The sequence below is a fragment of the Mitsuaria sp. BK037 genome (assembly GCF_014193045.1).
Classification (GTDB): domain Bacteria; phylum Pseudomonadota; class Gammaproteobacteria; order Burkholderiales; family Burkholderiaceae_C; genus Roseateles.
Map to the genome: position 1 here is coordinate 2,162,589 of NZ_JACHYS010000001.1, position 24,270 is coordinate 2,186,858.

Sequence of the window (24,270 nt, forward strand, 5' to 3'; positions counted from 1 at the left end):
GAACGGCGCGACCGCCCGACAGGGGCGGCGCTCCCGCCGCAATGCTGCGCCGTTCCGCCGGGGGAGCGGGCCACCTGTTCAGGGGGCCCGGTGGGGTCTCAGCGCTTCCTGACGATCACGCTGCCCACCGAATACCCCGCGCCGAACGAGCAGATCACGCCTAGGTCGCCCTGCTTCAGGTTGGCGCGGTGCTCGTGGAAGGCGATCACCGAGCCGGCCGAGGCGGTGTTGGCATAGGTGTCCAGGATCAGCGGCGCGATCTCCGCGCCGGCCTCGCCGCCGACCAGCTTCTTGATCACCAGCTGGTTCATGCCCAGGTTGGCCTGGTGCAGCCAGTAGCGGCTGACGTCGGTGGGCTGGATGTGCAGCGCGGCCAGGTGCTGCTCGATGTGCGCGGCGGCGATGGGCACCACTTCCTTGAACACCTTGCGGCCTTCCTGGCGGAAGGTCTTGTCGCGCGCGTCGGGATCGCTGTCCTCGGCCTTGTTCATGAAGCCGAAGTTGTTGCGGATGTTGTTGGAGAACTGCGTCGCCAGCTTGGTGCCCAGGATCTCCCACTGCTCCGGGGCGACCGCCAGGTCGGCGCGCTCGACAAGGATGGCCGTGCAGACGTCGCCGAAGATGAAGTGGCAGTCGCGGTCCTTCCACTCCAGGTGGGCCGAGGTGATCTCCGGATTCACTATCAGCACGCACTTGGATGCGCCCGAGCGCACCGCGTTGTAGGCCTGCTCCAGCGCGAAGGTGGCCGACGAGCAGGCCACGTTCATGTCGAAGCCGTAGCCGCCCGCGCCCAGCGCCTGCTGGATCTCCACCGCCATCGCCGGATAGGCGCGCTGCATGTTGGCGGCCGAGCAGAACACCGCGTCGACGTCTTCCGGCTGGCGCCCCGCCGCGGCCAGCGCCTTGCGGGCGGCGTCGACGGCGATCTCGGCCATCAGCGACAGCTGGTCGTCGGCGCGTTCCTGGAAGCGCGGGTACATGCGCGTCGGGTCCAGCACGCCTTCCTTCTCGATCACATAGCGCTGCTTGATGCCGGAGGCCTTCTCGATGAACTCGACGCTCGAATGCACCAGCGGCTCGCGCGTGCCGGCAGCGATGGCCTGGGCGTGCTCGGCGTTCTGCAGGTCGACGTAGCGGTTGAAGGCCTCCACCAGCTCGGTGTTGGTGATGACGTGCGGCGGTTGGTACAGGCCGGTGCCGCTGATGACGACGGAATGCATGGGGCTGGTCTTTTGAGGTCGCCCGGTGAGGGGCCAAGGGGGCGAAGTTTAGCGAACTGCGCTCAAAAGCCCCCGATCCGTGCATGCTGCACCGCAAGGTGGCGAGGCCGTCGCCGGGGCATGCGTAGAATGAGCCACCGGGCCCAAATTTTGGGACCCGGTTTTTTTTGGCCGGGTCCCAAGTCAAGCGCTCGCAGCCCAGGGCATGCACTGCATCAACGCAGCCCGACTTTGCGACTTTGGACCATGGAAATCTTTGACTACGACAACATCCTGCTGCTGCCGCGCAAGTGCCGCGTGACCAGCCGCAGCGAGTGCGACACCTCGATCGACTTCGGCCCCCGCCGCTTCAAGCTGCCGGTGGTGCCGGCCAACATGAAGACGGTCGTCGACGAGTCCATCACCGAATGGCTGGCCGCCAACGGCTACTTCTACGTGATGCACCGCTTCGACCTGGACGCGGTCGCCTTCGCCCGCACGATGCGGGACAAGGGCCTGCTGGTCTCCCTCAGCGCCGGCGTCAAGGAAGCCGACTACGCGCTCATCGACCGCCTCGCGGCCGAGGGCCTGGGCGCCGACTACATCACCATCGACATCGCCCACGGCCACGCCGACGCGGTGCAGCGGATGATCGCCCACATCAAGCAGAAGCTGCCGCAGACCTTCGTGATCGCGGGGAACGTCGGCACGCCGGAGGGCGTCATCGACCTGGAGAACTGGGGCGCGGACGCGACCAAGGTCGGCATCGGCCCGGGCAAGGTCTGCATCACGCGGCTCAAGACCGGCTTCGGCACGGGGGGCTGGCAGTTGTCGGCGCTCAAGTGGTGCGCGCGCGTGGCGACCAAACCGATCATTGCCGACGGCGGCATCCGCCATCACGGCGACATCGCCAAGAGCGTGCGCTTCGGCGCGGCGATGGTGATGATCGGCTCGCTGTTCGCGGGCCACGAGGAGTCGCCGGGCAACACCGTCGAGGTCGACGGCAAGCGCTACAAGGAGTACTACGGCTCCGCGTCCGACTTCAACAAGGGCGAATACAAGCACGTGGAAGGCAAGCGCATCCTCGAGCCGGTGAAGGGCAAGCTGGCCGACACCTTCCGGGAAATGGAAGAAGACCTGCAGAGCTCGATTTCCTACGCTGGCGGTCGCAGCCTGGCGGATCTGCGCAAGGTGAATTACGTGGTGCTAGGCGGTGAGAACGCCGGAGAACATTTGTTCATGTAACACATCGCTGCCCGCTGGTTGACGAGGAACCTTAACGAGAAACCCGGCTCAGGCCGGGTTTTTCTTCAGCCGAAATCAATGACGACAGTGGAAATATTGGTGATGCCATCGTCCGGACGCGCCCCCGTGTCGAACTTCAAGGAAAGCCTCCGGAGCGCAGTTCTTCAACACGTCCGGCGTGCCCTGAAATGAGCGCCCGTCGCCCTTCCAGCCCCTCATCGAGGTGGGCCACCCCCACTGCGAAGTGGTCGTCCCCCGCGTCGTCGCTCAGCGGACGAGCCCCTCGCCACGCAACGCCTTCGCCGCCTCCACCATGTGCCGCAGCGCCGCCTCGGTTTCCGGCCATCCCCGCGTCTTCAGGCCGCAGTCCGGATTGACCCACAGCTGATCCGCGGGAATCACCTCCGCCGCCTTGCGCAGCAGCCGCAGCATCTCGTCGCTGCCGGGCACCCGGGGCGAATGGATGTCGTAGACGCCGGGGCCGATTTCGTTGGGATAGCGGAAGCCGCCCCCTTCCCCGCCGAAACCGCGCAGCAGCTCCATGTCGGAGCGGCTGGTCTCGATGGTGATGACGTCGGCATCCATCGCGGCGATGTCCGGGAGGATGTCGTTGAACTCCGAGTAGCACATGTGCGTGTGGATCTGCGTCGCGTCGCCGACCGGTGACGCGGCGACACGGAAGGCACGCGTCGCCCACGCGAGGTAGCCGGCCCGCTCCGCCTGGCGCAGCGGCAGTCCCTCGCGGATCGCCGGCTCGTCAATCTGGATGACAGCGATGCCGGCCGCCTCCAGGTCGGCGACCTCGTCCCGGATGGCCAGCGCGATCTGCAGCGCCGTGTCGGCGCGCGGCTGGTCGTCGCGCACGAAGGACCATTGCAGGATCGTGATCGGCCCGGTGAGCATGCCCTTCATCGGCCGCTCGGTGAGGCCCTGCGCGAAGCGCGTCCACTCGACCGTCATCGGCGCCGGCCGCGCGACGTCGCCGAACAGCACCGGCGGCTTCACGCAGCGCGAGCCGTAGGACTGCACCCAGCCGTTGGCGGTGAACGCGAAACCGTCCAGTTGCTCGCCGAAGTACTCGACCATGTCGTTGCGCTCGGCTTCTCCGTGCACCAGCACGTCCAGCCCGAGCGCCTCCTGGCGCCGCACCGCGTCCTCGATCTCGCCGCGCATCGCGGCGCGATAGGCCTCGGCATCGAGCTCACCGCGCTTGAAGGCCGCGCGCGCCGCGCGGATCGCCGGCGTCTGCGGGAACGAGCCGATCGTGGTCGTCGGGAAGGCGGGCAGGCGCAGCCGCTCACGCTGCGCGGCCTGGCGCCGCGGGAACGGGGACGCGCGCCGGTCCGCATCCGCCGGCAGCGCCGCGACGCGCCGGGCGATGTCGAGCCGGCGCACGCGCGGACTCGCCAAGCGCGAGGCGCGCGCCTGACGCGCCTCGATCAGCGCATCGGCCACCGCCGCCTCGTCGCCCCACAGCGCGCGCTTGAGCACGCGCAGCTCCTCCAGTTTCTCGACCGCGCCGGCCAGCCACGGCCGCACGTCGGCATCGACCACCGGGTCGTCGCGCAGGCTCATCGGCACATGCAGCAGCGAGCACGACGCCGCCAGCCACAGCCGCCCGCCGCGCAGCTCGCGCACCTCGTGCACGGTCTCGAGCGCCGCGTCCAGATCGGCGCGCCAGACGTTTCGGCCATCGACGATGCCGACCGACAACTCCCGGTCCAGCGGCAGCGTCCGCGCGACGTCCAGCAGCTCACCGGCGGCGCGCACCGCGTCCACATGCAGCCCGGCCACCGGCAGCCCGCAGGCGAGCGCCAGGTTGCCCGCCAGCGGCGAGAAGTAGCTCGCCAGCAGCACCTGCTGGTCGACCTGGCCGAGCCGCTCGTAGGCTCGGCGCAGCGCGTCCTGCCAGGCCGGCGCCAGGTCCAGGCCGAGGATGGGCTCGTCGAGCTGCACCCAGGTCACGCCGCGCGCCGCGAGCTTCACCAGCAGCTGCTCGTACACCGGCAGCAGGCGGTCCAGCAGCGCGAGGCGGTCGAAGCCCGCCTCCTTGCTCTTGCCCAGGAACAGGAAGCTCACCGGCCCGAGCAGTGCGGCCTTGGGACTCGCCGGGAGCGCGATCGCCTCGTCGACCTCGGCCAGCAGTCGGTCGGCATGGAGCGTGAAGGCGGTAGCGGCGTCGAACTCGGGGACGAGGTAGTGGTAGTTCGTGTCGAACCACTTGGTCATCTCCAGCGCCGCAGCGCCCTCGCCCGCCGAAGCGCCGCAACCGCAGGCCTCGCCGTGCTCATGCGCCGCCACGCCCCGCGCCATGGCGAAGTAGCGCCGCAGCGGCGACTCCTCGCCGGTGAAGCCGAAGCGTGCCGGCTCGCAGCCGAACAGCTGGATCAAGTCGGCGACCTGGTCGTAGAGCGCGAAGTCGCCCACGGTGACGTGGTCCAGCCCGGCGCCGGCTTGCAGGCGCCAGTGCCGGGCCCGCAACTCGGCGGCGACGCCCTGGAGCGCCGCCTCGTCGATCTCGCCGCGCCAATGGCGCTCCAGGGCGAACTTCAGCTCGCGGTTGGCGCCAATGCGGGGAAAGCCCAGCACATGAGTCCGAATCATGTTGTTCTCGTCGAAATTGAATGGGATTCGGAATGTTCGCCGCGAGCGCACTATGATTCAAACGAAAGTTTTTCGTCTTCGTCATTAGGTTCGCTCATGCAAACACCTCTGGAGCTGCGCCACCTACGCACGCTGCTGGCCCTGCGCGAGGCGGGCAACCTCTCGCGCGCGGCCCAGCTGCTGAACCTCACGCAGTCGGCGCTGTCGCACCAGCTCAAGGGGCTGGAGGACCATTACGGCACCGAGCTCTTCGAGCGCAAGTCCTCGCCGCTGAGCTTCGGCGTGGCGGGGCAGCGGCTGCTCAAGCTCGCCGAGCTGGTGCTGCCGCAGATCGACGAGGCCGACCGCGACGTGCGCAAGCTGGTCGAGGGATCGGCCGGACAGCTGCGGATCGCGGTCGAGTGCCACACCTGCTTCGACTGGCTGATGCCGGCGATGGATGCCTTCCGTGAGCGCTGGCCGGAGGTCGAGCTCGACATCGTGTCGGGCTTCCAGGCCGATCCGGTGGGGCTGCTGCACCAGGACCGCGCCGAGTTGGCGATCGTCTCGGACGTGGACGCGGAGGAAGCGGGCGTCGCGGTGCATCCGCTGTTCAGCTTCGAGATCGTGGCGCTGCTGCCCAAGGGGCACCCGCTGCTGGCCAAGCCCTGGCTGGAGGCCGAGGACTTCGCCGCGCAGGCCTACATCCATTACCCGGTGCCCGACGAGATGCTGGACCTGGTGCGCAGCGTGCTCAAGCCCGCCGGCGTGACGCCGCCACGCCGCACCAGCGAGCTGACGGTGGCGATGCTGCAGCTGGTCGCGAGCGGGCGCGGCTTCGCGGCACTGCCGCTGTGGGCGGTCGAGGGCTACCTGGCGCGGGGCTACGTGGCGCGCCAGCGCATCGGGCCATCGGGCCTGACCGGCCGGCTCTACGCGGTGAGCACCGGGCGGCTGGCGGCCAAGCCCTTCCTGGCCGATTTCGTGCGGATCATGCGCGAGACCTCGCTGGTGAACCTGGGCGGCGTGAGCCTGTTGTGAGCGCGCGCCGAACCGGTGAGGCCGGTGAGGCCGGCGGCGTGCCGAGCGCCCCGCCCCGTGGTCAGGCCCGGATGCGGCATCGGCGCCACGGGGCCGCCGCTATGATGCCGCCCGTTGGTGCTCGCGCCCGGCCCTCCGCCGGCGCAGTTCAACGGGAATCAGGAAGGGTCGCCCGCCCGCGGCCACGGCCCCAACCTGAGCTGCCCCCGCAACGGTAAGCGGAAGGCGCGCCCCGGCCGACGCCGTCGCCCCCCGATGGCATCGGCCCCAGCGGCGCGCGACTCGTGGCTGGATCCACTGGACGGTCGTCCGGGAAGGCACCACGGGTTCGTTCTTCCGACAGCCCGGATACCGGCCAACAGGCGGACCCATCGCCCCGTGATGGGTCCATTCCGCATGCGGCCGCGGGGAAGCGGCCGTCTGCCGCCGCTTTGTGATTCCGACATGCAAGCCTCCCGTCCCCGCGCCGCGCTGCGCGCCGTTGCCCGTGCCGCGCTGATCGCCGCACCGGTCCTGTCCACCGTCCCCTCCGTCGCCGTCGCGCAGTCCTCGCTCGACCCGGTCATCGTCATCGGCACCCGTGAGGCGCAGCCGCTGAGCCGCAGCGTCGCGGACGTCGTGCTCATCGACGCCGACACCCTGCGCGACAGCGGCGCCGGCAGCGTCGCCGACGTGCTGCGCCGCTACGCCGGCCTGCAGCTGGCGGCCAACGGCGGTCCCGGCCAGACGGCGGGCTACTTTCTGCGCGGCGCCAACACCAGCGCCACGGTCGTGATGATCGACGGCGTGCGGGTCGGCTCGGCGACGCTGGGCCAGGTGTCCTTCGAGGCCATGAGCCTGGCCAACATCGAGCGCATCGAGGTCCTGCGCGGTCCGGCCTCCGGCCTGTACGGCGCCGATGCGGTCGGCGGCGTGATCCAGATCGTCACCCGGCAGGGCCAGGGCCCGCTGGACCTGCGTGCCGGTGCGGCCGTGGGCGAATACGGCTCGCGCCAGGGCGACGTCTCGGTCAGCGGCGCGCGGGCCGGTTTCGACTACGCAGCCAGCCTCAGCCGCGACACCAGTGACGGCACGACCGCGATCCGCGGCGACCGCGGCAACAGCTCCTACAACCCGGACAAGGACGGCTTCACCCGCACGGTGGCGTCGGCCCGGCTGGGCTTCACGCCGGCCGAGGGCCACCACATCGGCGTCAGCGCGACGCAGAGCCGCCTGAACGCGCAATACGACAGCGCGACTTTCGACGACCAGTTCGTCGCGCATCCGGAAGGCGACTTCCGCAACCGGCTCAAGACGCGCCAGGCGGCGCTCGACTACCGCGGCACGCTCTCGCCGATCTGGACGACGACGCTGCAGTTCGCGCGCGGCACCGACGACTCGGTCAGCGGCCTGACCGACGCGACGCGCTTCAAAACCACCCGCGACCAGGCGACCTGGCAGAACGCGCTGCGCCTGGCGCCGGACCAGCAACTGGTGCTGGCCTACGAGCGCCTCGAGGAAAAGGCGGACGGCGTCACCAGCGACACGCTCAAGCGCACCAACAACGCCTACATCGCGGGCTACAGCGGCCTGTTCGGCCCGGCCGCCCTGGAGGCCAACCTGCGCCGCGACGAGAACTCGGTCTACGGCGACAACACCACCGGCAGCCTGGGCGGCAGCATCGCGCTGAGTCCGACGCTGAAGCTGCGGGCGCTGGCTGGCAAGACCTTCCGCGCGCCGACCTTCAACGACACCGACTTCCCCTTCTACGGCCACCGCGACATCCGTCCCGAGCAGGGCCGCAGCGCGGAGATCGGCCTGAACTGGCGCTCCGGCGCGAGCAGCGCGTCGGCGACGGTCTATCGCAACAAGGTCAAGGACCTGATCATCTACAACCCCGATCCGGCCCTGTGCCCGCCGGCACCGGACTTCGCCTTCGGCTGCGCGGCCAACGTCGGCCGGGCCAAGCTCACCGGCGCGACGCTGACCGGCGCGCACCGCATCGGCAACTGGAACCTGGCCGCGAACGTGGACTTCCTCGATGCGAAGGACACCGACACAGGCGCGCGGCTGATCCGTCGCGCGGCGCACCAGGAAAGTGTCTCCGTCGATTACGACACCGGCGCCTGGAGCGCGGGGGCGACGCTGACCGACATCGGCAAGCGACCGGACATCGGCGCCACGCTGGGCGGCTACGCACTGCTCGACCTGCGCGCCAGCTGGCGCTTCCTGCCGCAATGGCGCCTGGAGGCCAAGGTCCTCAACGCGGCGGACCGCGATGTCGAGCCGGTCTACGCCTACCAGGGCCTCGGCCGCCAGGCCTGGGTCGGCGTGCGCTATGACATAAAGGGCTTCTGAGCCGGGCCCTCCATGCGGCATGGGCGCCAGCGGTGAGCTGGCTGTCCATGCGCGCTTCGGAGGCCCGACTGGCGGCGACACGTCGCCAAGTCTCACCGTCCTTGTTCATCAAGGCGCGGGACACGTACAGGAAGTCTTCGGCGCTCACGCTCATGGCAACTCTCCGGGACTGGATGCGGCCTGGTCGTTCAGGCCGCCGAGCGGCCGCAGAAGCTGACCATGAAGAAGCCCTTCAGCAGGTCCTGGTCGGCGAGGCGGGAGAGAAATCGCTCGTCCCAGGCCAGCGACCGCTTGGGACTCATGTCGAGGGGCACGACATACATCGCCCCGGCGGCGACATCCTCCACGCAGGTGATGTCCAACCAGGGGGGCCCGGCCAGGCGCAGCGAATGGCGCCGGACGAAGCGCGCGGCGCGCTTCAGGATCAGCCGCACGTAATCCACCGAAGCGCCGTGATGCGCCAGCACGCGCCTGAGTTCATTCGGCATCTCGTGCCAGTCCGCATCCTCGCATCGCGCTTCGAGGCCGTCGTCGGCCATCGCCCCGAAGATCGTGCTGGGGAACCGCAGCGCCCTCGACAGGTCCTCGATGCCCGTCCCCTCGTCGCTTGTCGTCCTCGTCATGAAACTGCTCCTTCTTGCCCAAGTCCTGATGGATGGCCTGCAGTCTCCACGTGGAGCCGGCGAACGTCATTCCTCCGAAATGTGGTCTTGAGGGGGGAAGTGATCGACGGTGGTCATTCCCCCCATCGATACTGACCAGAGCCATTGGCGACCAGCGCCCTCAGCTGTACCTCTTCTCCAATTCATCCCAGCCGGGCTTGCCCACCAGCCGCTGGCGCTCCGCGAAGGGGGCGACCAGCGCCGGGTCTTCGTCGATCCGGCGCTGCGCCTTCAGCACGCCGAGCGCCTTCTGCATGCCCGCCACCGCGCCCTGCAGCGCCGCGTTGGCGTAGAGCACGACGCCGTAGCCGAGCGACTCCAACTCCTGCGCATCGGTGATCGGCGTCCTGCCGCCGATCACCATGTTCATCAGCTGCGGCACCGGCAGGCGCCCCGGCAGCGCGCGGATCTGATCCGGCGTCGTCACCGCCTCGACGAACAGCAGGTCCGCGCCGGCCTCGGCGAAGCGCAGCGCGCGTTCCACCGCGGCCTCGAAACCCAAGGTCGCGCAGGCGTCGGTGCGGGCCATGATCATCAGGTCCGGGTCGCGTCGCGCGTCGACCGCCGCCTTGATCTTGCCCACCGCCTCCTCGGTCGGGATCACCTCCTTGCCGCTGAAGTGACCGCAGCGCTTGGGCGCGACCTGGTCCTCGAGCTGGATGCAGTCGGCACCGGCCCGCTCCAGCGTGCGCACGGCATGCCGCACGTTGAGCGCGTTGCCGAAGCCGGTGTCGGCATCGACGATCAGCGGCAGCGCCACCGCGTCGCGGATGCGGGCCGTGTGGTCGGCGATCTCGGCCAGGCCCATGAAGCCCTGGTCCGGCAGCCCGAACCACATGTTGGTCACGCCGGCGCCGGTGATGTAGAGGGCCTCGAAGCCGAGGTCCTCGATCACCCGGGCGGACAGCGCGTTGAACGCGCCGGGCACGAGCACGCCGCGGCGGGCTTGCACCAGCGTGCGCAAGGTCTGGCGGGGAGAGGTCATGGGTCTGCTCTTGTCGATCTGAAAGCTGGAAAGGGGAATGGGGAAGGAAGGTGGTCTCGATCCGGCCTGCGGGACGCCGGCATCAGGCGCCGGCGAGCACGTCGCCAGGCACCCGCACGACGCCTTCCATCAGCACGCGCGCGCTGCGGCTCATCACGGCGCGCGTCACGCGCCATTGGCCATCGACGAGCGCGGCCTCCGCGCCCACGCGCAAAGTGCCTGAGGGATGACCGAAGCGCACCAACGCGCGCGGCGCGCCGCCGGCCGCTTCGCACACGACGGTGCCGGGGATCGCCGCGGCGGCGCCGATGGCCACGGCGGCCGTGCCCATCATCGCGTGGTGCAGCCGGCCCATCGACAGCGCCCGCACCAGCAGGTCGATGTCGCCGGCCTCGACGAGCCGGCCGCTCGACGCGCGATAGGACTGCGGCGGCGCCACGAAGGCCAACTTGGGCGTGTGCTGACGGGAGGCGGCCTCATCGAGCGCGCCGATCAGCCCCATACGCAGCGCCGCGTGCGCGCGGATCGCCTCGAGCCGCCGCAGCGCCGCCGCGTCGCCGTTGACCGCGTCCTGTGCCTCGATGCCGGTGTAGCCGAGGGCCGCCGCGTCGACGAAGACGGTGGGGATGCCAGCGTTGATCAGGGTCGCGCGCAGACGGCCGCCGGCGACCAAGCTCTCGGGCAACGCCAGTTCGTCGACGACGCGGCCGGTGGGAAACAGCGCGCTCGCGCCCCGCCCACCGGCACCGGCACCGGCAGCAGCACTGGCACCGTCGCCCTCCTCGCCCGGATCCAGGAACGCCAGCTCGATCTCCGCGCCCGGAAAAGCCACGCCGTCGAGTTCGAAGTCGCCGCGCTCCAGCACCTGCCCGTCCTGCATCGGCACCTGCGCCACGATGGTCTTGCCGATGTTGGCCTGCCAGATGCGGACCGTCGCCCGCCCGTCGCGCGGCAGCGCCGCCGCGTCGATCAGCCCGGCCTCGATGGCGAACGGCCCGACGGCCGCCGACAGGTTGCCGCAGTTGCCGGACCAGTCCACCAGCGCCCGGTCGATCGCCACCTGGCCGAAGAGGTAGTCCACGTCATGACCGGGCCGCGCGCTGCGCGACACGATCACCACCTTGCTGGTGCTGGAGCTCGCGCCGCCCAGGCCGTCGATCTGCTTGCCGTAGGGATCGGGGCTGCCGATCACCCGCAGCAGCAGCCGGTCGCGCGCGGCGCCCGGGCGCCGGCAATTGGCGGGCAGGTCTTCCAGCCGGAAGAACACGCCCTTGGAAGTGCCGCCCCGCAGGTAGACGGCGGGGATCTTCAAGGCAGGTGGAAAGCTCATGTCGTTGCGTGGCGCATCGGCGGCGTCGCGGCCGCGAGGAAGTCCTGGGCGAAGCGCTGCAGCACCCCGCCCGCCTGGTGGATCGACAACTCCTCGGCGGTGTCGATCCGGCAGCGTACCGGCACTTCGGTGCGGACGCCGTCACGGCGATGCAGCACCAGCGTCATCATCGTGCGCGGCGCCGGCACGCCCAGCACGTCGAAACGCTCCGAGCCGTCGATGCCCAGCGTGCGCCGCGTCGTCCCGGGCAGGAACTCCAGCGGCAGCACGCCCATGCCGATGAGGTTGGTGCGGTGGATGCGTTCGAAGCCCTCCGCCACGATCGCCTCCACGCCGGCCAGCCGCACGCCCTTCGCGGCCCAGTCCCGCGACGAGCCCTGGCCGTAGTCCGCGCCGGCGATCACGATCAGCGGCTGGCGGCGCGCCAGGTAGGTCTCGATCGCCTCCCACATCCGCATCACGGTGCCGTCAGGCTCCAGCCGCGCCAGCGAGCCCGGGATGACCTCGCCCGACGCGTCGCGGACCATCTCGTTGCACAGCGTCGGGTTGGCGAAGGTGGCCCGCTGCGCGGTCAGGTGATCGCCGCGGTGGGTCGCGTAGGCATTGAAGTCCTCCACTGGCACGCCCATGCGCGCGAGGTATTCGCCAGCCGCCGAGTCGACCTCGATCGCATTGGACGGCGACAGGTGGTCGGTGGTGATGTTGTCGGGCAGCACCGCCAGCGCGCGCAGGCCGCGCAGCGTGCGCGCGCCCGCCAGCGCGCCCTCCCAGTACGGCGGCCGCCGGATGTAGGTCGAGCGCGGGCGCCAGTCGTAGAGCGGCGCTGTCGCCCCGGCCGCCCCGGCCACCTTGTTGGCTTCGGTCGCGACCGGCGCGATCGGGAACATCGGGTCGTAGACGCGCCGGAACTGCGCCGGCTTCACGCAGCGGCGCACCAGCGCGTCGATCTCCTCGTCGTCCGGCCACAGGTCCTGCAGGCGGATCTCGCGCCCGTCGACGACGCCGAGCACGTCGCGCTCGATGTCGAAGCGGATCGTGCCCGCCAGCGCGTAGGCCACCACCAGCGGCGGCGAGGCCAGGAAGGCCTGCCGCGCGCGCGGATGGATGCGGCCGTCGAAGTTGCGATTGCCGGACAGCACCGCGGTCGCATAGAGGTCGCGCTCGACGATCTCGCGCTCGATCGCCGGGTCCAGCGCGCCCGACATGCCGTTGCACGAGGTGCAGGCATAGGCGACGACGCCGAAGCCCAGCGCTTCGAGGTCCGCCAGCAGGCCGGCATCCTCCAGGTAGAGCGTCACCGCGCGCGAGCCGGGCGCCAGCGAGGTCTTGACCCAGGGCTTGCGGACCAGCCCCTGCCGCCGCGCGTTGCGCGCGAGCAGGCCCGCGGCGATGACGTTGCGCGGATTGCTGGTGTTGGTGCAGCTGGTGATGGCCGCGATGATCACCGCCCCGTCGGGCAGTCGACCGGGCTCGTCCACCCAGGGCGCCGCGATGCCGCGCTCGCGCAGCATCGCGGTCGGCAGGCGGCGATGCGGGTTCGACGGGCCGGCCAGCGCGCGCTCGACCGCGCCGATGTCGAAGCGCAGCACGCGCCGGTAGGCCACGTCGTCCAGCGTGCCGCCCACGCCGGACCACAGGCCCGCCGCCTTGGCATAGGTCTCGACCAGGCGCACCTGGTCCTCGGCGCGGCCGGTCAGGCGCAGGTAGGCCAGCGTCTGCTCGTCGATCGCGAACAGCGCGGCGGTCGCGCCGTACTCGGGCGCCATGTTGGCGATCGTCGCGCGGTCGCCCAGCGTCAGCCCGGCGACGCCGTCGCCGAAGCATTCGAGGTAGGCGCTGACGACCTTCTCGCGACGCAGGAACTCGGTCAGCGCCAGCACCAGGTCGGTGGCGGTGATGCCGGGCCGGCGCCGCCCGGTGAGCTCGACGCCAACGATCTCCGGCAGGCGCATCCACGAGGCGCGGCCCAGCATCACGTTCTCCGCCTCCAGTCCGCCGACGCCGACGGCGATCACGCCCAGCGCGTCGACATGCGGCGTGTGGCTGTCGGTGCCGACGCAGGTGTCGGGATAGGCGATGCCGCCGCGCGCGTCGCGCTCCACCTGCACGACCGGCGACATCCGCTCCAGGTTGATCTGATGCATGATCCCGTTCCCCGGCGGGATCACCTCGACATTGCGGAACGCGCGCCGGCACCAGTCGATGAAGTGGAAGCGGTCCTCGTTGCGGCGGTCCTCGATGGCGCGGTTCTTGTGGAAGGCGCCGGGATCGTCGCCCCCGCACTCGACGGCCAGCGAGTGGTCGACGACCAGTTGCACCGGCACCACCGGATTGACCCGCGACGGATCGCCGCCGCGCGCCGCGATCGCGTCGCGCAGGCCGGCCAGGTCCACCAGCGCGGTCTGCCCCAGGATGTCATGGCAGACGACGCGCGCGGGATACCAGGGGAAGTCGCGCTCGCCCAGGCCGTCGGCCAGCTGCAGCAGGCAGGCGTCGAGCAGCGCCGGATCGCAGCGGCGCACCAGGTTCTCGGCATGCACGCGCGCCGTGTAGGGCATGCGGGTCCAGGCGCCGGGGCGCAGCGCCTCGATGGCCGCGCGGGCATCGAACCAGTCCAGGTCGGTGCCGGGCAGCGGTCGACGCCAGGCGGCATTGACGGGCGCGGCGGCGGTGATCGTGGCAGCGGGTGCGAGGCTCATTGACGCGCCGCCAGCGGCACGAAGGCCTGGTCCTCGGGGCCGGTGTAGACGGCGCTGGGACGGATGATCTTGTTGTCCTGCCGCTGCTCGATCACATGGGCGGCCCAACCGCTGGTGCGCGCGATCACGAACAGCGGTGTGAACATCGCCGTCGGCACGCCCATCAGGTGATAGCTCACCGCGCTGAACCAGTCGAGGTTGGGGAACATGCGCTTGACCTCCCACATCACGCGCTCGAGGCGCTCGGCGATGTCGAACATCTTGGTCGTGCCGGCCTCGACCGAGAGTCGCCGCGCCACCTGCTTGATGATCTCGTTGCGCGGATCGCTGATCGTGTAGACCGGATGGCCGAAGCCGATGACGACCTCGCGCGCCTGGACACGGCGACGGATGTCGGCCTCGGCCTCATCCGGCGAGTCGTAGCGCTTCTGCACCTCGAAGGCCACCTCGTTGGCGCCGCCATGCTTGGGTCCGCGCAGCGCGCCGATCGCGCCGGCCACGGCCGAGTACAGGTCGCTGCCCGTGCCGGCGATGACGCGCGCGGCGAAGGTCGAGGCGTTGAACTCATGCTCCGCGTACAGGATCAGCGAGGTGTGCATCGCGCGCTCCCAGCCGGCATCGGGCCGGCGACCGTGCAGCAGGTGCAGGAAATGCGCGCCGATGGACTCGTCGTCGGTCTCGACCTCGATGCGGCGCCCCTGCGTCGCCCAGTGGAACCAGTACAGCAGCATCGAGCCCAGCGAGGCCATCAGCCGGTCGGCGATGTCGCGCGCGCCGGGCAGCGGGTGGTCGTCCTTCTCCGGCAGCACGCAGCCCAGCGCGGACACGCCGGTGCGCATCACATCCATCGGATGGGCGCCGGCGGGCAGGCGCTCCAGCGCCTCCTTGACGCTGGCCGGCAGGCCGCGCAGCGCCTTGAGCTTGGCCTTGTAGGCGCGCAGCTCGGCGGCGTTGGGCAGCTTGCCGTGCACCAGCAGGTGAGCGACTTCCTCGAACTCGCAGGCCTGGGCCAGGTCGACGATGTCGTAGCCGCGGTAGTGCAGGTCGTTGCCGCTGCGGCCGACGGTGCACAGCGCGGTGGTGCCGGCCGCGACGCCGGACAGCGCGACGGATTTCTTGGGCTTGAAGGCGGGGGCGAGGGTCTCGCTCATGGGGTCTCCTCCTGGGGATCGGGGAACTGCGGGCGGGCGTGGCGGCGAGCCATCGACCGGCGCGACGGTCCAGGCCTTGATCCCGTCGACGGGTGCATGGGATAGTCGCGTCATTCGCAATCTTTGCAGCCACTTCGCTGGGCCTCAATGGCTGAATTGGCAATGAAATGCGAAGGTGATTCGCGCATTCTGCAAACTTTGCGAATCACAGGATCAGCAGTCGCCCTCGCCGGCCGCGCTCACCAGCCGCCGTCTTCGTCCTTCCATCTCCCGACGCGAAACCGATGCGCAAAACCTTCCTCGGCGTGAAGCTCAAGACCCTGCGCGAGCAGCGCGGCCTGACCCAGGCGGCGCTGGCGCAGGCGCTCAAGCTGTCGCCCAGCTACGTGAACCAGCTCGAGAACAACGAGCGCCCGTTGAGTGTCGCGGTGCTGCTGCGGCTGCAATCGGCGCTGGGCATCGACCTGCAGTTCTTCTCCGAGGACGACGAGGCGCGGCTCTTCGCGCAGCTGCACGAGATCGTCGCCGAGACACCGGTGCCGGGCGGCGTGCCCGAGTCGGAGCTGCGCACGCTGGTGCAGCAGATGCCGGCGATGGCGCAGCTGATGCTGCGCCTGCACGGCCGCGCGCGCGGCGCGGAGCAGCGCGTCAGCAACCTCGATGGCGGCGAGCGCGGCACGCCGCTCGCGGCGGGACCGGGGCCGCACGAGGAGGTGCGCGACTTCTTCTACGCGCATCACAACCACATGGACGCGCTGGACCGCGCGGCGGAGGCGCTGGCGATCGGCCTTGGCGGCGAGGAAGCCGGCATCACGCCGCTCTCGCAGCAAGACCTGGCGCAGCGGCTGGAGGCGCACCTGATCACCGCCCATCGCATCCAGGTGCAGCTCGTCGCGGACGAGCGCCTGCGCCGCTACGAGCCGGCGCAGCGCCTGCTGCTGCTGTCGGCGTCGCTGTCGCCGGGCCAGCGCGCGTTCCAGCTCGCCACGCAGCTGGCGTATCTGGAATGCGGCGCGGAGATGGACCGCCTGATCGCTTCGGCGAGCTTCAGCAAGGAGGCTGCGGCGTTGGCGCGCATCGGGCTGGCGAGCTACTTCGCTGGCGCGGTGGTGCTGCCGTACCGCGCGTTCCTGTCGGCGGCGCAGGCGCTGCGGCACGACATCGCGCTGCTGGCCAAGCGCTTCGGCGTCAGCTTCGAGACCGTGTGCCATCGCCTGTCGACGCTGCAGCGCCGGGAAGCGCGCGGCGTGCCCTTCTTCTTCGTGCGGGTGGACCGGGCGGGGAACATCTCGAAGCGGCAGTCGGCGACGGACTTCCACTTCTCACGCAGCGGCGGCACCTGCCCGTTGTGGAACGTCTACGAGGCCTTCGGCCAGCCGGGCCGCGTGCTCACGCAGGTGGCGCGGATGCCCGATGGGCGCAGCTATCTCTGGATCGCCCACTGCGAGCGACGCGCCACCGGCGGCTACGGCTCACCGGCGCGCGAGTTCGCGATCGGCCTGGGCTGCGACCTGCGGCACGCGGAGCAACTGGTCTATGCGAAGGGGCTGGACCTGGGCGATCCGGACAGCGCCACACCGATCGGACCCGGCTGCAAGCTGTGCGAGCGCGAGGGCTGCGCGCAGCGGGCGTTCCCGGCGCTCGGGAAGCACCTGCGCATCGATGAGAACGAGCGCACGGCGGAGCCGTATGGGACCCGGTGAGCGCGCGCGATCTCACCCCAGCGGCCCGCCATCCCCCGCCACGAGCTGCTGCACGCTCGAGAAATCCAGCCTGCCCCGCCCTGCCCGGCTGTTGAGCGCATAGAGGTTGCGCGCCAGCTCGCCGAGCGGCACTGCGGCGCCGACCTGCAGCGCCGCCTCCACCGCCAGGCCGAGGTCCTTGAGCATCAAGTCATTCCCGAAACCGCCCGCGTAGCCGCGTGAGGCGGGCGCTTCCGGCTTCACGCCCGGCCACGGATTGCAGACCTCCGTCGCCCAACTGCGACCGGTGCTGACAGCCATCATCGCGGACAGCGCCTGCGGATCGAGTCCATGCGACACGCCCAGCGCCAGCGCCTCGCCGGTGACCGCCATGATCACGCCCAGCGCCATGTTGTTGCACAGCTTGGCCACCTGCCCGGCGCCCGCGCCGCCCATGTGGAAGACGTTCTTCCCCATCGCGCCCAGCACCGGCCGTGCGCGCTCAAGCGCCTGCGCCTCGCCGCCGACGATGAAGGTCAGCGTGCCGGCCGCCGCGCCCGCCGTGCCGCCCGACACCGGCGCATCGAGCATCGCGATGCCGCGCGTCTCCGCAGCCAGCGACACGCGCTGCGCGCTCGCTGGCGCGATGGTGCTGCAGTCGATGACCAGCGTGCCGGCGGCCAGATGCGACAGCAGGCCGCCCTCGCCGAGGTAGAGCGCCTCGACATGCCGGCTCGCCGGCAGCATCGAGATCACCACTGTCGCGCCCTCCACCGCCGCCGCGGCCGATGGCGCCGCCATCACGCCCGCCTGGCCGGCGCGCTCCAGCGCGGCCGGGCTCACGTCGAATGCGGTGACGGCGTATCCCGCGTTCGCGAGATTCACCGCCATCGGCCCGCCCATGTGGCCCAGGCCGATGAAGGCGATGCGTTCCTCCATCGCGTTCGTGCCGCTCGTCGTGCTGGTCATAGCGTTGCTCGTCGCACCGTTCGTGGCGCTGTTCGTCGGGTTGCCTGTTGTGCTGTTCGTCGTGTTGCTCATCGCGTGGCTCCTCGAAATCGGTGAAGGATCAGCGCAGATCGGCGAGCGGATGCGGCCCGTCGAAGCGCGGCGCGAGCAGCGCTTCGACGCGCGCCTCGCCGGTCTCGTCGATCGCCGCCGGCTGCCAGCGCGGCGACTTGTCCTTGTCGATCAGCAGCGCGCGCACGCCCTCGGCGAAGTCCGGATGCACGCAGCAGCCCACCGAGGCCTGGTACTCGAGGCGCAGCACGTCCGCCAGCGACGCGTGCCGCAAGCGCCGCTGCAGCGACAGCGCCAGCGCGGCCGAGGTCGGCGATCCCTTGAGGAAGGCCGCGCCGGCCGCGGCCAGCCACGGATCGGCGTCGCCCGCGAGCGAGCGCAGGCGGGGCGCGATCGTCGCCAGCCCGTCGTGAGGACCGATCAACGCGTCGATGCGAGCGCGATGCGCGGCCAGCGCCGAGGGCGCCAGTTCGGCAGCGGGCAAGGCGCGCAGCAGGTCGTCGAGCGTTTCGGCGTCGCTGGCGCGCTCGCCGGTCCAGCGTGTGCGGGCAATGGCCTCCAGCAGCGCGCCGCAATCCTCCGCGCGGGCCGCCCGATCCGCGAGTCCGGCCCACAGCGCATCGGCCGCGTTCAGCGGCGCGCCGGTCAGCGCGAGGAACAGACCCACGCGGCCTGGAAGGCGCGACAGGAACCAGCTCCCGCCCACGTCGGGATAGAGCCCTAACGTGATCTCCGGCATCGCGAGCCGGCTGCGCGGCGTCACCACGCGGTGCGACGCGCCCGCCATCAGACCGATGCCGCCGCCCATCACGATGCCGTGGCCCCACACGAGCAGCGGCTTCGGATAGCGATGGATCGCGTGATCGAGGCGGTACTCGCGCTCGAAGAAGTCCGCCGCGTCCTTCGGCACGCGGCCGGCGCCGGCTTCGCGCATCGCGCGGTACAGGCCGACGACGTCGCCGCCCGCGCAGAACGCCTTCTCGCCGCTGCCATCGATCAGCACGCCGGCGATGGCGGGATCCTCCGCCCATTGGTCCAGCTGCGACTGCAGCGCGTCGACCATCGTCAGCGTCAGCGCATGGAGGCTGTCCGGCGCGTTCAGCGTCGCGTGGCCGAAGCGGTGTCCGGACACCGTCACCAGCGTGCCGAAGCGCACCGGCGTGTCGTCCACCCTTTTCATCGAAGAAGTCATCGTGCCCCCTCCTCACGCGTTGCGCCATTGCGGCTTGCGCTTGTCGAGGAAGGCCTGCACGCCTTCGCGCTGGTCTTCCGAATCGAACAACGCGACGAAGGCTTCCCGCTCCGCCGCCAACTGCGATCGCGGCGGCGCCGTGCGTGCGCCCTGGATCAGCCGCTTGCACGCGGCGACGCTGGTCGGGCTCTGACCCTGCGTGCGCTCGGCCCACTGCAGCGCGAGCGCCAGAGCCCCGCCCTTGGGCGCCAGCTCATCCACCAGCCCAATGCGCAGCGCCGTCTCGGCGTCGACACGCTCGCCCAGCAACACCAGGCGCTTGGCCCAGGCCTCGCCGACCGTCCAGCTCAGCCACTGCGTGCCGCCCGCGCAGGGCAACAGGCCGACGGTCGCCTCGGGCAGCGCCATCACGGCATGCGGTTCGGCGATGCGAAGGTCGCAGGCCAGCGCGCATTCGAGGCCACCGCCCATCGCGTAGCCATTGAGGGCCGCGATGCTCACGCCGCGGAAACCCGCCAGCGCCTCGAAGGCTTCGCCGAAGCGGCGCGCCATCGTTGCGGCGACGCCCTTGTCGCCATCGGCGAAGAGCTTCAGGTCGGCGCCGGCGCTGAAGAACTTTTCGCCCTCGCCGGTGATGACGAGCGCGTAGATGTCGCGATCGGCGTTGAGGTCGGCCACCAGGCGCGTCAAGGCGGCGAGGCTGTCGGCGGTCCAGGTGTGGGCGGGCGGGTTCGTCAAGGTGACGACGGCGGTGTGGCCGCGTCGCTCCAGGCGCAGCCCGGCGTAATGGATGTCGCTTTCGGTTGAGAGGGGCATGGTGACGAATGGAAGAAGAAGTGTGGTTGGCGACGGCCGCTCTCTCGCAAGCGGGAGAGCAAGAGGCGCAGGGAGCGAGAGCGCCGTGATCACCGGATCGCTTCAGGCGCGTGGTCTTGCAGCATCCGGCGCGCAACGATGACCCGCATGATTTCGTTCGTGCCTTCGAGGATCTGGTGCACGCGCGCGTCGCGCAGGTAGCGCTCCAGCGGGTACTCGCGGATGTAGCCGTAGCCGCCGTGGATCTGCAGCGCCTCGTTGCACACGCCGAAGCCGATGTCCGTTGCCAGCCGCTTGGCCATCGCGCAGTACACCTGCGCGTCGGGCGACTTCGCATCCAGCTTGGATGCGGCGAGCCGCACCATCTGCCGCGCGGCGACCAGCTCGGTGGCCATGTCGGCGAGCTTGAACTGCAGCGCCTGCATGTCCGCCAACGCCCGCCCGAACTGGCGCCTCTCATGCATGTAGCGCTGCGCCGCGGTCAACGCGCCCTGCGCAGCGCCCACCGAGCAGGTCGCGATATTGATGCGGCCGCCGTCCAGCCCCTGCATCGCGATGCGAAAGCCCTGCCCTTCCTCGCCGAGCAACTGCGCCGCCGGCACGCGCACCCCATCGAAGGCGATCGCGCGCGTGGGCTGGCTGTTCCAGCCCATCTTGTCCTCCTTGCGGCCGTACTCGATGCCCGGCGCCCGCGCGTCGACCAGGAAGGCGGAGATGCCCTCCGCACCCGGTCCGCCGGTGCGCGCCATCACGACCAGCACGTCGGTCGCGCCCGCGCCGGAGATGAAGGCCTTGCCGCCATCGAGCACGTACGCATCGCCGTCGCGCCGCGCCGCCGTGCGCAGCGACGCCGCATCCGACCCCGCGCCCGGCTCGGTGAGGCAGTAGGACGCGAGCTTGCTCCCCGCGCACAGCGCCGGCCCCCATTGCGCGGCGACCTCGGGACGCGCGAACGCCGTCACCATCCACGTCGCCATGTTGTGGATGCTCAGGAACGCCGTCGTCGACGGGCAAGCCGCAGCCAGCTCCTCAAACACCAGCGTCGCGTCCAGCCGCGGCAGTCCAAGCCCGCCCGCCGCCTCGTCCGCATAGAGCCCGCAAAAGCCCAGCTCGCCCGCATGCCGCAGCGTGTCGCGCGGGAAGATCCCGCCCGCGTCCCACGCCGCCGCATGCGGCGCCATCTCGTCGCGCGCGAAGTCCCGCGCCGCCTGCTGGAAGGCGCGCTGCTGCTCGTTCAGCTCGAAGTCCATGGGCGGCTCCGCCTCACTTCAGGCTGATCGTCGTGTTGACGCCGCCGGTGGACGCATCGTCGAACCAGCGCGCCGTCACCGTCTTCGTCTGCGTGTAGAAGAGCACCACCTGCTTGCCGTAGGGCCCCAGGTCGCCCAGCTTGGAGGCGCGCGATCCCGTGAACGAGAACAGCGGCACCGGCACCGGAATCGGCACGTTGATGCCGACCTGGCCGACGTCGATCTCGTCCTCGAAGCGCCGCGCCGCCGCGCCGGACTGCGTGAACAGCGCCGTGCCGTTGCCGTTCGGGTTGGCGTTGATCATCGCGATCGCCTCGTCGAGCGTGGCGGCCTCCGCGACGCACAGCACCGGGCCGAAGACCTCCTGCTCATAGATGCTCATGCCGGGCTTCACGCCGCTGAACACCGTCGGGCCGACGAAGTTGCCTTCCTTCAATTGACCGCTCAGCGGCGGCAGCCGGGCATCGAGCGCCAGCGTCGCGCCATCCTCGATGCCGCGCGCGATGAGCCGCTCGACCCGGTCGCGCGCCGCGCACGAGATCAACGGCCCCACGTCCGTCGTGGCCGAATCGCCGGCGCCGACGCTCAGGCCCTTGGCCTTCTCGATCAGTTCGGGCAGCCAGTCGCGCGCCGCGCCGACCAGCACCGCCACCGACACCGCCATGCAGCGCTGCCCCGCCGCGCCGAAGGCGGCGCCCACCAGCGCGTTGAGCGTCTGTTCCTTGTGCGCGTCGGGCAGCACGACGGCGTGGTTCTTCGCGCCCATCATGCATTGCACGCGCTTGCCGGCCTTCGTGGCGCGGTCGTGCACCAGCGTGCCCACGCGCGTCGAGCCGACGAAGGACACCGCGCGGATGTTGGTGTGATCGCACAGCGCGTTGACCACGTCCTCGCCACCATGCACGACGTTGAGCACGCCCTTGGGGATGCCGGCTTCCAGCGCCAGCTCGACCAGCCGCATCGTCACCATCGGATCCTGCTCCGAGGGCTTGAGCACGAAGGTGTTGCCGCAGGCGATCGCCATCGGGAACATCCACAGCGGGATCATCGCGGGGAAGTTGAACGGCGTGATGCCGGCGCACACGCCCAGCGGCTGCAGCAGCGTGTAGGTGTCGACGCCGCTGGCGACGTTGTGCGCGCGCTCGCCCATTTGCAGCAAGCCGATGTTGGCCGCGTGCTCCACCACCTCCAGGCCGCGGAACACGTCGCCCTCGGCATCGGCCAGCGTCTTGCCCTGCTCCGCCGTCAGCGTCGCGGCCAGCGACTTGAGGTGGTCGCGGATCAGTTGCTGGTACTTGAGGAAGATGCGGGCCCGCGCGCCGATCGGCGTCTTGCGCCAGGTCTTGAAGGCCTCGCGCGCGGCGGCGACGGCGGCCTGCACTTCGTCGGGCGTGGCCATCGGCACGCGCGCCAGGCGCTGCTGCGTCGCGGGGTTGATCACATCGCGCCATTCGGCGCTGCGGGATTGAACGAACTCGCCGTTGATCAACAGCGGAATGCGCGGCACATCGTCGCGGGTCATCGTGTCTCCTGGTGCTCCCCTCGGTCAGGGGCTCCAGAAGAATCTATCGGCGAACGGCCCGCGCGGCGCGTCCGCGCCCTGCTGTGAAAAGGAAAAGTGGCGAAGCGCTTCGCAGGCCGGCGACCTGTCCCGCGAAGTTTGCGAATCAGCGGACCGCGCAGCGGGTCGCGCCGCGCATGACGCTCAATCGGCCAGGCGCCTCAGCTCATCGAGGAATCGCGCCGCCGCCACGTCCGACGGCCACGGCTCCCACGGCGTGCCGCCATACAGCGCCTGCAAGGGATCGGTGTACAGCACGGGATGCGTGATCCCGAGCACCTCGCGCACCTCGCGCTCGGACCAGCCGGTGCAGTGCACGGCCTCGGTCGCGGCGGCGATGCTGTCGGCGCGTTTGTGCAGCGCATGGGTGTCCGGCGTCCAGTCCGGCATCCGGTAGCGCGTGGCGATGGCCTGCATCAGCCGGTCGCCGACGATGCGGAAGGGCTCGCCCAACACGCGCTTGAGCGGCGAGATGCAATCGAAGCCGAGGAAGCCTTCCTCGGCGTCGTGCAGCAGCTCAGCGCGTTGCAGCGCGAGGGAAAGCGAGGTGCCGGCCTCCCGCGCCCATTGGCGCCGCAGCGCCAGCACCAGCAGCGAGTGCTGCGCCACGGACAGCGGCCAGGGCCAGATGGATTCGCCGCCCCAGCGGTAGGTGCGCGCCAGGCGCAGCGCGAGGTCCTGGTCGGTCCAGGCCTGCGGCGACGGATTGATCAGGTCGAGCGCCGCCCCGGAGGGCAGGCGGATCCAGGCGCGGGGATGGTCGGTCATGCGGCCGACTGTAGCGAGCCGCCCCGGCCAGGATTGGCAGCAGCGGCGGCTGGGGTTCAGTCCGTCCGGCGTTCAGTCAGTGCAGCGCCGTTCAGTGCAGCCCGTTCAGTCCAGCCGGCGTTCAGTCCATCTGCTCGCGCAGGGCCTTGGCCTTGGCGCGATAGAACTTCGCGGAGCCGGCGTTGCCGGCCTTCTCGAAGCGGTCCGCCGCGGCGGTGGCCGCCTTGGCCGCCTCGTCGAAGGCCTGGATGATCAGTTGGCGGTCATCGCTCGGCTGCAGCTTGCCCGCCGCGAAGCGGCCAGCCATGTAGCCCTCGTCCGGGATATCGACGACGCCCAGCGCCAGTTCGCCCTTGGCCGCGCGGCCCAGGAACATGCGCTTCACCGCGGCGCCCTGCTGCTCCTTGAGCACGCCCAGGCCATCGGCCTGGCCGCCGGCGCAGGCGCCGTCCCAGCGGGCCGAGCCGGCGGCCCAGCCTTCGGGCGGGGTGGTCACGTTGCAGGCCGCCAGCGTCGGCTGGCAGGCGACGGTGAGGGTCAGGCCGGCCAGCGCCAGCACGCGGAGAGGAGCGAAGGAACTGAGCTTCATGACGGCGGAGTATCCATGTCCGCCGGCGCGACCGCGCGTTTCCCCTCGATGCCGGAACCGGCATCAACGGCCCTGCCGATTTCATTGGTGCGGCCAGCGCCCGCTTCCTAGCATCCTCCGCGGGTTCCAAGACCGCCGCGGCACGACCCGCGGCGGCGCG

The 24,270-nt window shown here is 70.6% G+C and carries 18 protein-coding genes and 1 riboswitch; of the genes, 4 read left to right on the forward strand and 14 right to left on the reverse strand.

What is annotated here, in order from left to right; genetic code table 11:
• Positions 1-98 precede the first annotated feature (98 nt).
• Positions 99-1,220: a beta-ketoacyl-ACP synthase III gene (locus FHT37_RS08950; RefSeq protein WP_183480279.1), complete on the reverse strand. Its 1,122-nt coding sequence runs from the start codon at positions 1,218-1,220 to the stop codon at positions 99-101.
• 246 nt (positions 1,221-1,466) lie between these two features.
• On the opposite strand from FHT37_RS08950, the gene FHT37_RS08955 reads away from it, so the two are divergent.
• The gene (locus FHT37_RS08955; protein ID WP_091733379.1) at positions 1,467-2,444 is read left to right on the forward strand and encodes a GMP reductase; all 978 of its coding nucleotides are present in this window, start codon (positions 1,467-1,469) and stop codon (positions 2,442-2,444) included.
• A 267-nt stretch (positions 2,445-2,711) separates the two neighbouring features.
• Here FHT37_RS08955 and metE read toward each other — a convergent pair whose 3' ends face one another.
• Positions 2,712-5,048 (reverse strand): 5-methyltetrahydropteroyltriglutamate--homocysteine S-methyltransferase, encoded by a 2,337-nt coding sequence (metE, locus tag FHT37_RS08960; protein ID WP_183480281.1) that lies wholly within the window; start codon positions 5,046-5,048, stop codon positions 2,712-2,714.
• 96 nt (positions 5,049-5,144) lie between these two features.
• Between metE and FHT37_RS08965 the strand changes: the two genes are divergently transcribed.
• Positions 5,145-6,068, forward strand: a complete 924-nt coding sequence (locus FHT37_RS08965; RefSeq protein WP_183480283.1) for a LysR family transcriptional regulator — start codon at positions 5,145-5,147, stop codon at positions 6,066-6,068.
• A 98-nt stretch (positions 6,069-6,166) separates the two neighbouring features.
• Positions 6,167-6,443: riboswitch (cobalamin riboswitch) on the forward strand.
• Between the two features lie 69 nt (positions 6,444-6,512).
• The gene (locus FHT37_RS08970) at positions 6,513-8,405 is read left to right on the forward strand and encodes a TonB-dependent receptor domain-containing protein (protein WP_183480285.1); all 1,893 of its coding nucleotides are present in this window, start codon (positions 6,513-6,515) and stop codon (positions 8,403-8,405) included.
• Between the two features lie 188 nt (positions 8,406-8,593).
• On the opposite strand, the gene FHT37_RS08975 is transcribed toward FHT37_RS08970, so the two are convergent.
• The 5 genes from FHT37_RS08975 to prpC form a co-directional block, all read right to left on the reverse strand.
• Positions 8,594-9,028: a hypothetical protein gene (locus FHT37_RS08975; protein WP_183480287.1), complete on the reverse strand. Its 435-nt coding sequence runs from the start codon at positions 9,026-9,028 to the stop codon at positions 8,594-8,596.
• Positions 9,029-9,188: 160 nt separating this feature from the next.
• Entirely contained in the window at positions 9,189-10,052 is an 864-nt protein-coding gene (locus FHT37_RS08980) for an oxaloacetate decarboxylase (RefSeq protein ID WP_183480289.1), read from the reverse strand.
• Positions 10,053-10,134: 82 nt separating this feature from the next.
• A complete protein-coding gene (gene prpF / locus FHT37_RS08985) occupies positions 10,135-11,382 on the reverse strand; it encodes a 2-methylaconitate cis-trans isomerase PrpF (RefSeq protein ID WP_183480291.1) in 1,248 nt (415 codons plus the stop codon).
• Positions 11,379-14,081, reverse strand: coding sequence for a Fe/S-dependent 2-methylisocitrate dehydratase AcnD (gene acnD, locus FHT37_RS08990; protein ID WP_183480292.1), 2,703 nt, complete (start codon positions 14,079-14,081; stop codon positions 11,379-11,381). The genes prpF and acnD overlap by 4 nt, the downstream gene beginning before the upstream one ends.
• Complete coding sequence (prpC, locus tag FHT37_RS08995) at positions 14,078-15,232, reverse strand: 2-methylcitrate synthase (RefSeq protein ID WP_091733360.1); 1,155 nt, start codon at positions 15,230-15,232, stop codon at positions 14,078-14,080. The genes acnD and prpC overlap by 4 nt, the downstream gene beginning before the upstream one ends.
• A 284-nt stretch (positions 15,233-15,516) precedes the next feature.
• On the opposite strand from prpC, the gene FHT37_RS09000 reads away from it, so the two are divergent.
• Positions 15,517-16,935: a short-chain fatty acyl-CoA regulator family protein gene (locus tag FHT37_RS09000; protein ID WP_183480294.1), complete on the forward strand. Its 1,419-nt coding sequence runs from the start codon at positions 15,517-15,519 to the stop codon at positions 16,933-16,935.
• Positions 16,936-16,947: 12 nt separating this feature from the next.
• On the opposite strand, the gene mmsB is transcribed toward FHT37_RS09000, so the two are convergent.
• From mmsB to FHT37_RS09035, 7 genes are all read right to left on the reverse strand, one after another.
• Entirely contained in the window at positions 16,948-17,853 is a 906-nt protein-coding gene (gene mmsB, locus FHT37_RS09005) for a 3-hydroxyisobutyrate dehydrogenase (RefSeq protein WP_221211058.1), read from the reverse strand.
• A gap of 130 nt (positions 17,854-17,983) precedes the next feature.
• Complete coding sequence (locus tag FHT37_RS09010) at positions 17,984-19,126, reverse strand: enoyl-CoA hydratase/isomerase family protein (protein WP_409072694.1); 1,143 nt, start codon at positions 19,124-19,126, stop codon at positions 17,984-17,986.
• A 12-nt stretch (positions 19,127-19,138) separates the two neighbouring features.
• Complete coding sequence (locus FHT37_RS09015; protein ID WP_183480296.1) at positions 19,139-19,942, reverse strand: enoyl-CoA hydratase; 804 nt, start codon at positions 19,940-19,942, stop codon at positions 19,139-19,141.
• An 89-nt stretch (positions 19,943-20,031) separates the two neighbouring features.
• On the reverse strand, positions 20,032-21,192 hold the full coding sequence (locus tag FHT37_RS09020; RefSeq protein ID WP_091733350.1) for an acyl-CoA dehydrogenase family protein: 1,161 nt from the start codon (positions 21,190-21,192) through the stop codon (positions 20,032-20,034).
• 13 nt (positions 21,193-21,205) lie between these two features.
• Positions 21,206-22,714 (reverse strand): CoA-acylating methylmalonate-semialdehyde dehydrogenase, encoded by a 1,509-nt coding sequence (locus FHT37_RS09025; protein ID WP_183480298.1) that lies wholly within the window; start codon positions 22,712-22,714, stop codon positions 21,206-21,208.
• A gap of 183 nt (positions 22,715-22,897) precedes the next feature.
• Positions 22,898-23,521, reverse strand: coding sequence for a phosphohydrolase (locus FHT37_RS09030; protein WP_183480300.1), 624 nt, complete (start codon positions 23,519-23,521; stop codon positions 22,898-22,900).
• A 121-nt stretch (positions 23,522-23,642) separates the two neighbouring features.
• Positions 23,643-24,110 (reverse strand): hypothetical protein, encoded by a 468-nt coding sequence (locus FHT37_RS09035; protein ID WP_183480302.1) that lies wholly within the window; start codon positions 24,108-24,110, stop codon positions 23,643-23,645.
• Positions 24,111-24,270: the final 160 nt, after the last annotated feature.

Excerpts from the sequence above, each read along its gene's own strand:
- FHT37_RS08950 (WP_183480279.1), bottom strand. The coding sequence starts at position 1,220 with ATGCATTCCGTCGTCATCAGCGGCACCGGCCTGTACCAACCGCCGCAC.
- FHT37_RS08955 (WP_091733379.1), top strand. The coding sequence starts at position 1,467 with ATGGAAATCTTTGACTACGACAACATCCTGCTGCTGCCGCGCAAGTGC.
- metE (WP_183480281.1), bottom strand. The coding sequence starts at position 5,048 with ATGATTCGGACTCATGTGCTGGGCTTTCCCCGCATTGGCGCCAACCGC.
- FHT37_RS08965 (WP_183480283.1), top strand. The coding sequence starts at position 5,145 with ATGCAAACACCTCTGGAGCTGCGCCACCTACGCACGCTGCTGGCCCTG.
- FHT37_RS08970 (WP_183480285.1), top strand. The coding sequence starts at position 6,513 with ATGCAAGCCTCCCGTCCCCGCGCCGCGCTGCGCGCCGTTGCCCGTGCC.
- FHT37_RS08975 (WP_183480287.1), bottom strand. The coding sequence starts at position 9,028 with ATGACGAGGACGACAAGCGACGAGGGGACGGGCATCGAGGACCTGTCG.
- FHT37_RS08980 (WP_183480289.1), bottom strand. The coding sequence starts at position 10,052 with ATGACCTCTCCCCGCCAGACCTTGCGCACGCTGGTGCAAGCCCGCCGC.
- prpF (WP_183480291.1), bottom strand. The coding sequence starts at position 11,382 with ATGAGCTTTCCACCTGCCTTGAAGATCCCCGCCGTCTACCTGCGGGGC.
- acnD (WP_183480292.1), bottom strand. The coding sequence starts at position 14,081 with ATGAGCCTCGCACCCGCTGCCACGATCACCGCCGCCGCGCCCGTCAAT.
- prpC (WP_091733360.1), bottom strand. The coding sequence starts at position 15,232 with ATGAGCGAGACCCTCGCCCCCGCCTTCAAGCCCAAGAAATCCGTCGCG.
- FHT37_RS09000 (WP_183480294.1), top strand. The coding sequence starts at position 15,517 with ATGCGCAAAACCTTCCTCGGCGTGAAGCTCAAGACCCTGCGCGAGCAG.
- mmsB (WP_221211058.1), bottom strand. The coding sequence starts at position 17,853 with ATGGAGGAACGCATCGCCTTCATCGGCCTGGGCCACATGGGCGGGCCG.
- FHT37_RS09010 (WP_409072694.1), bottom strand. The coding sequence starts at position 19,126 with ATGACTTCTTCGATGAAAAGGGTGGACGACACGCCGGTGCGCTTCGGC.
- FHT37_RS09015 (WP_183480296.1), bottom strand. The coding sequence starts at position 19,942 with ATGCCCCTCTCAACCGAAAGCGACATCCATTACGCCGGGCTGCGCCTG.
- FHT37_RS09020 (WP_091733350.1), bottom strand. The coding sequence starts at position 21,192 with ATGGACTTCGAGCTGAACGAGCAGCAGCGCGCCTTCCAGCAGGCGGCG.
- FHT37_RS09025 (WP_183480298.1), bottom strand. The coding sequence starts at position 22,714 with ATGACCCGCGACGATGTGCCGCGCATTCCGCTGTTGATCAACGGCGAG.
- FHT37_RS09030 (WP_183480300.1), bottom strand. The coding sequence starts at position 23,521 with ATGACCGACCATCCCCGCGCCTGGATCCGCCTGCCCTCCGGGGCGGCG.
- FHT37_RS09035 (WP_183480302.1), bottom strand. The coding sequence starts at position 24,110 with ATGAAGCTCAGTTCCTTCGCTCCTCTCCGCGTGCTGGCGCTGGCCGGC.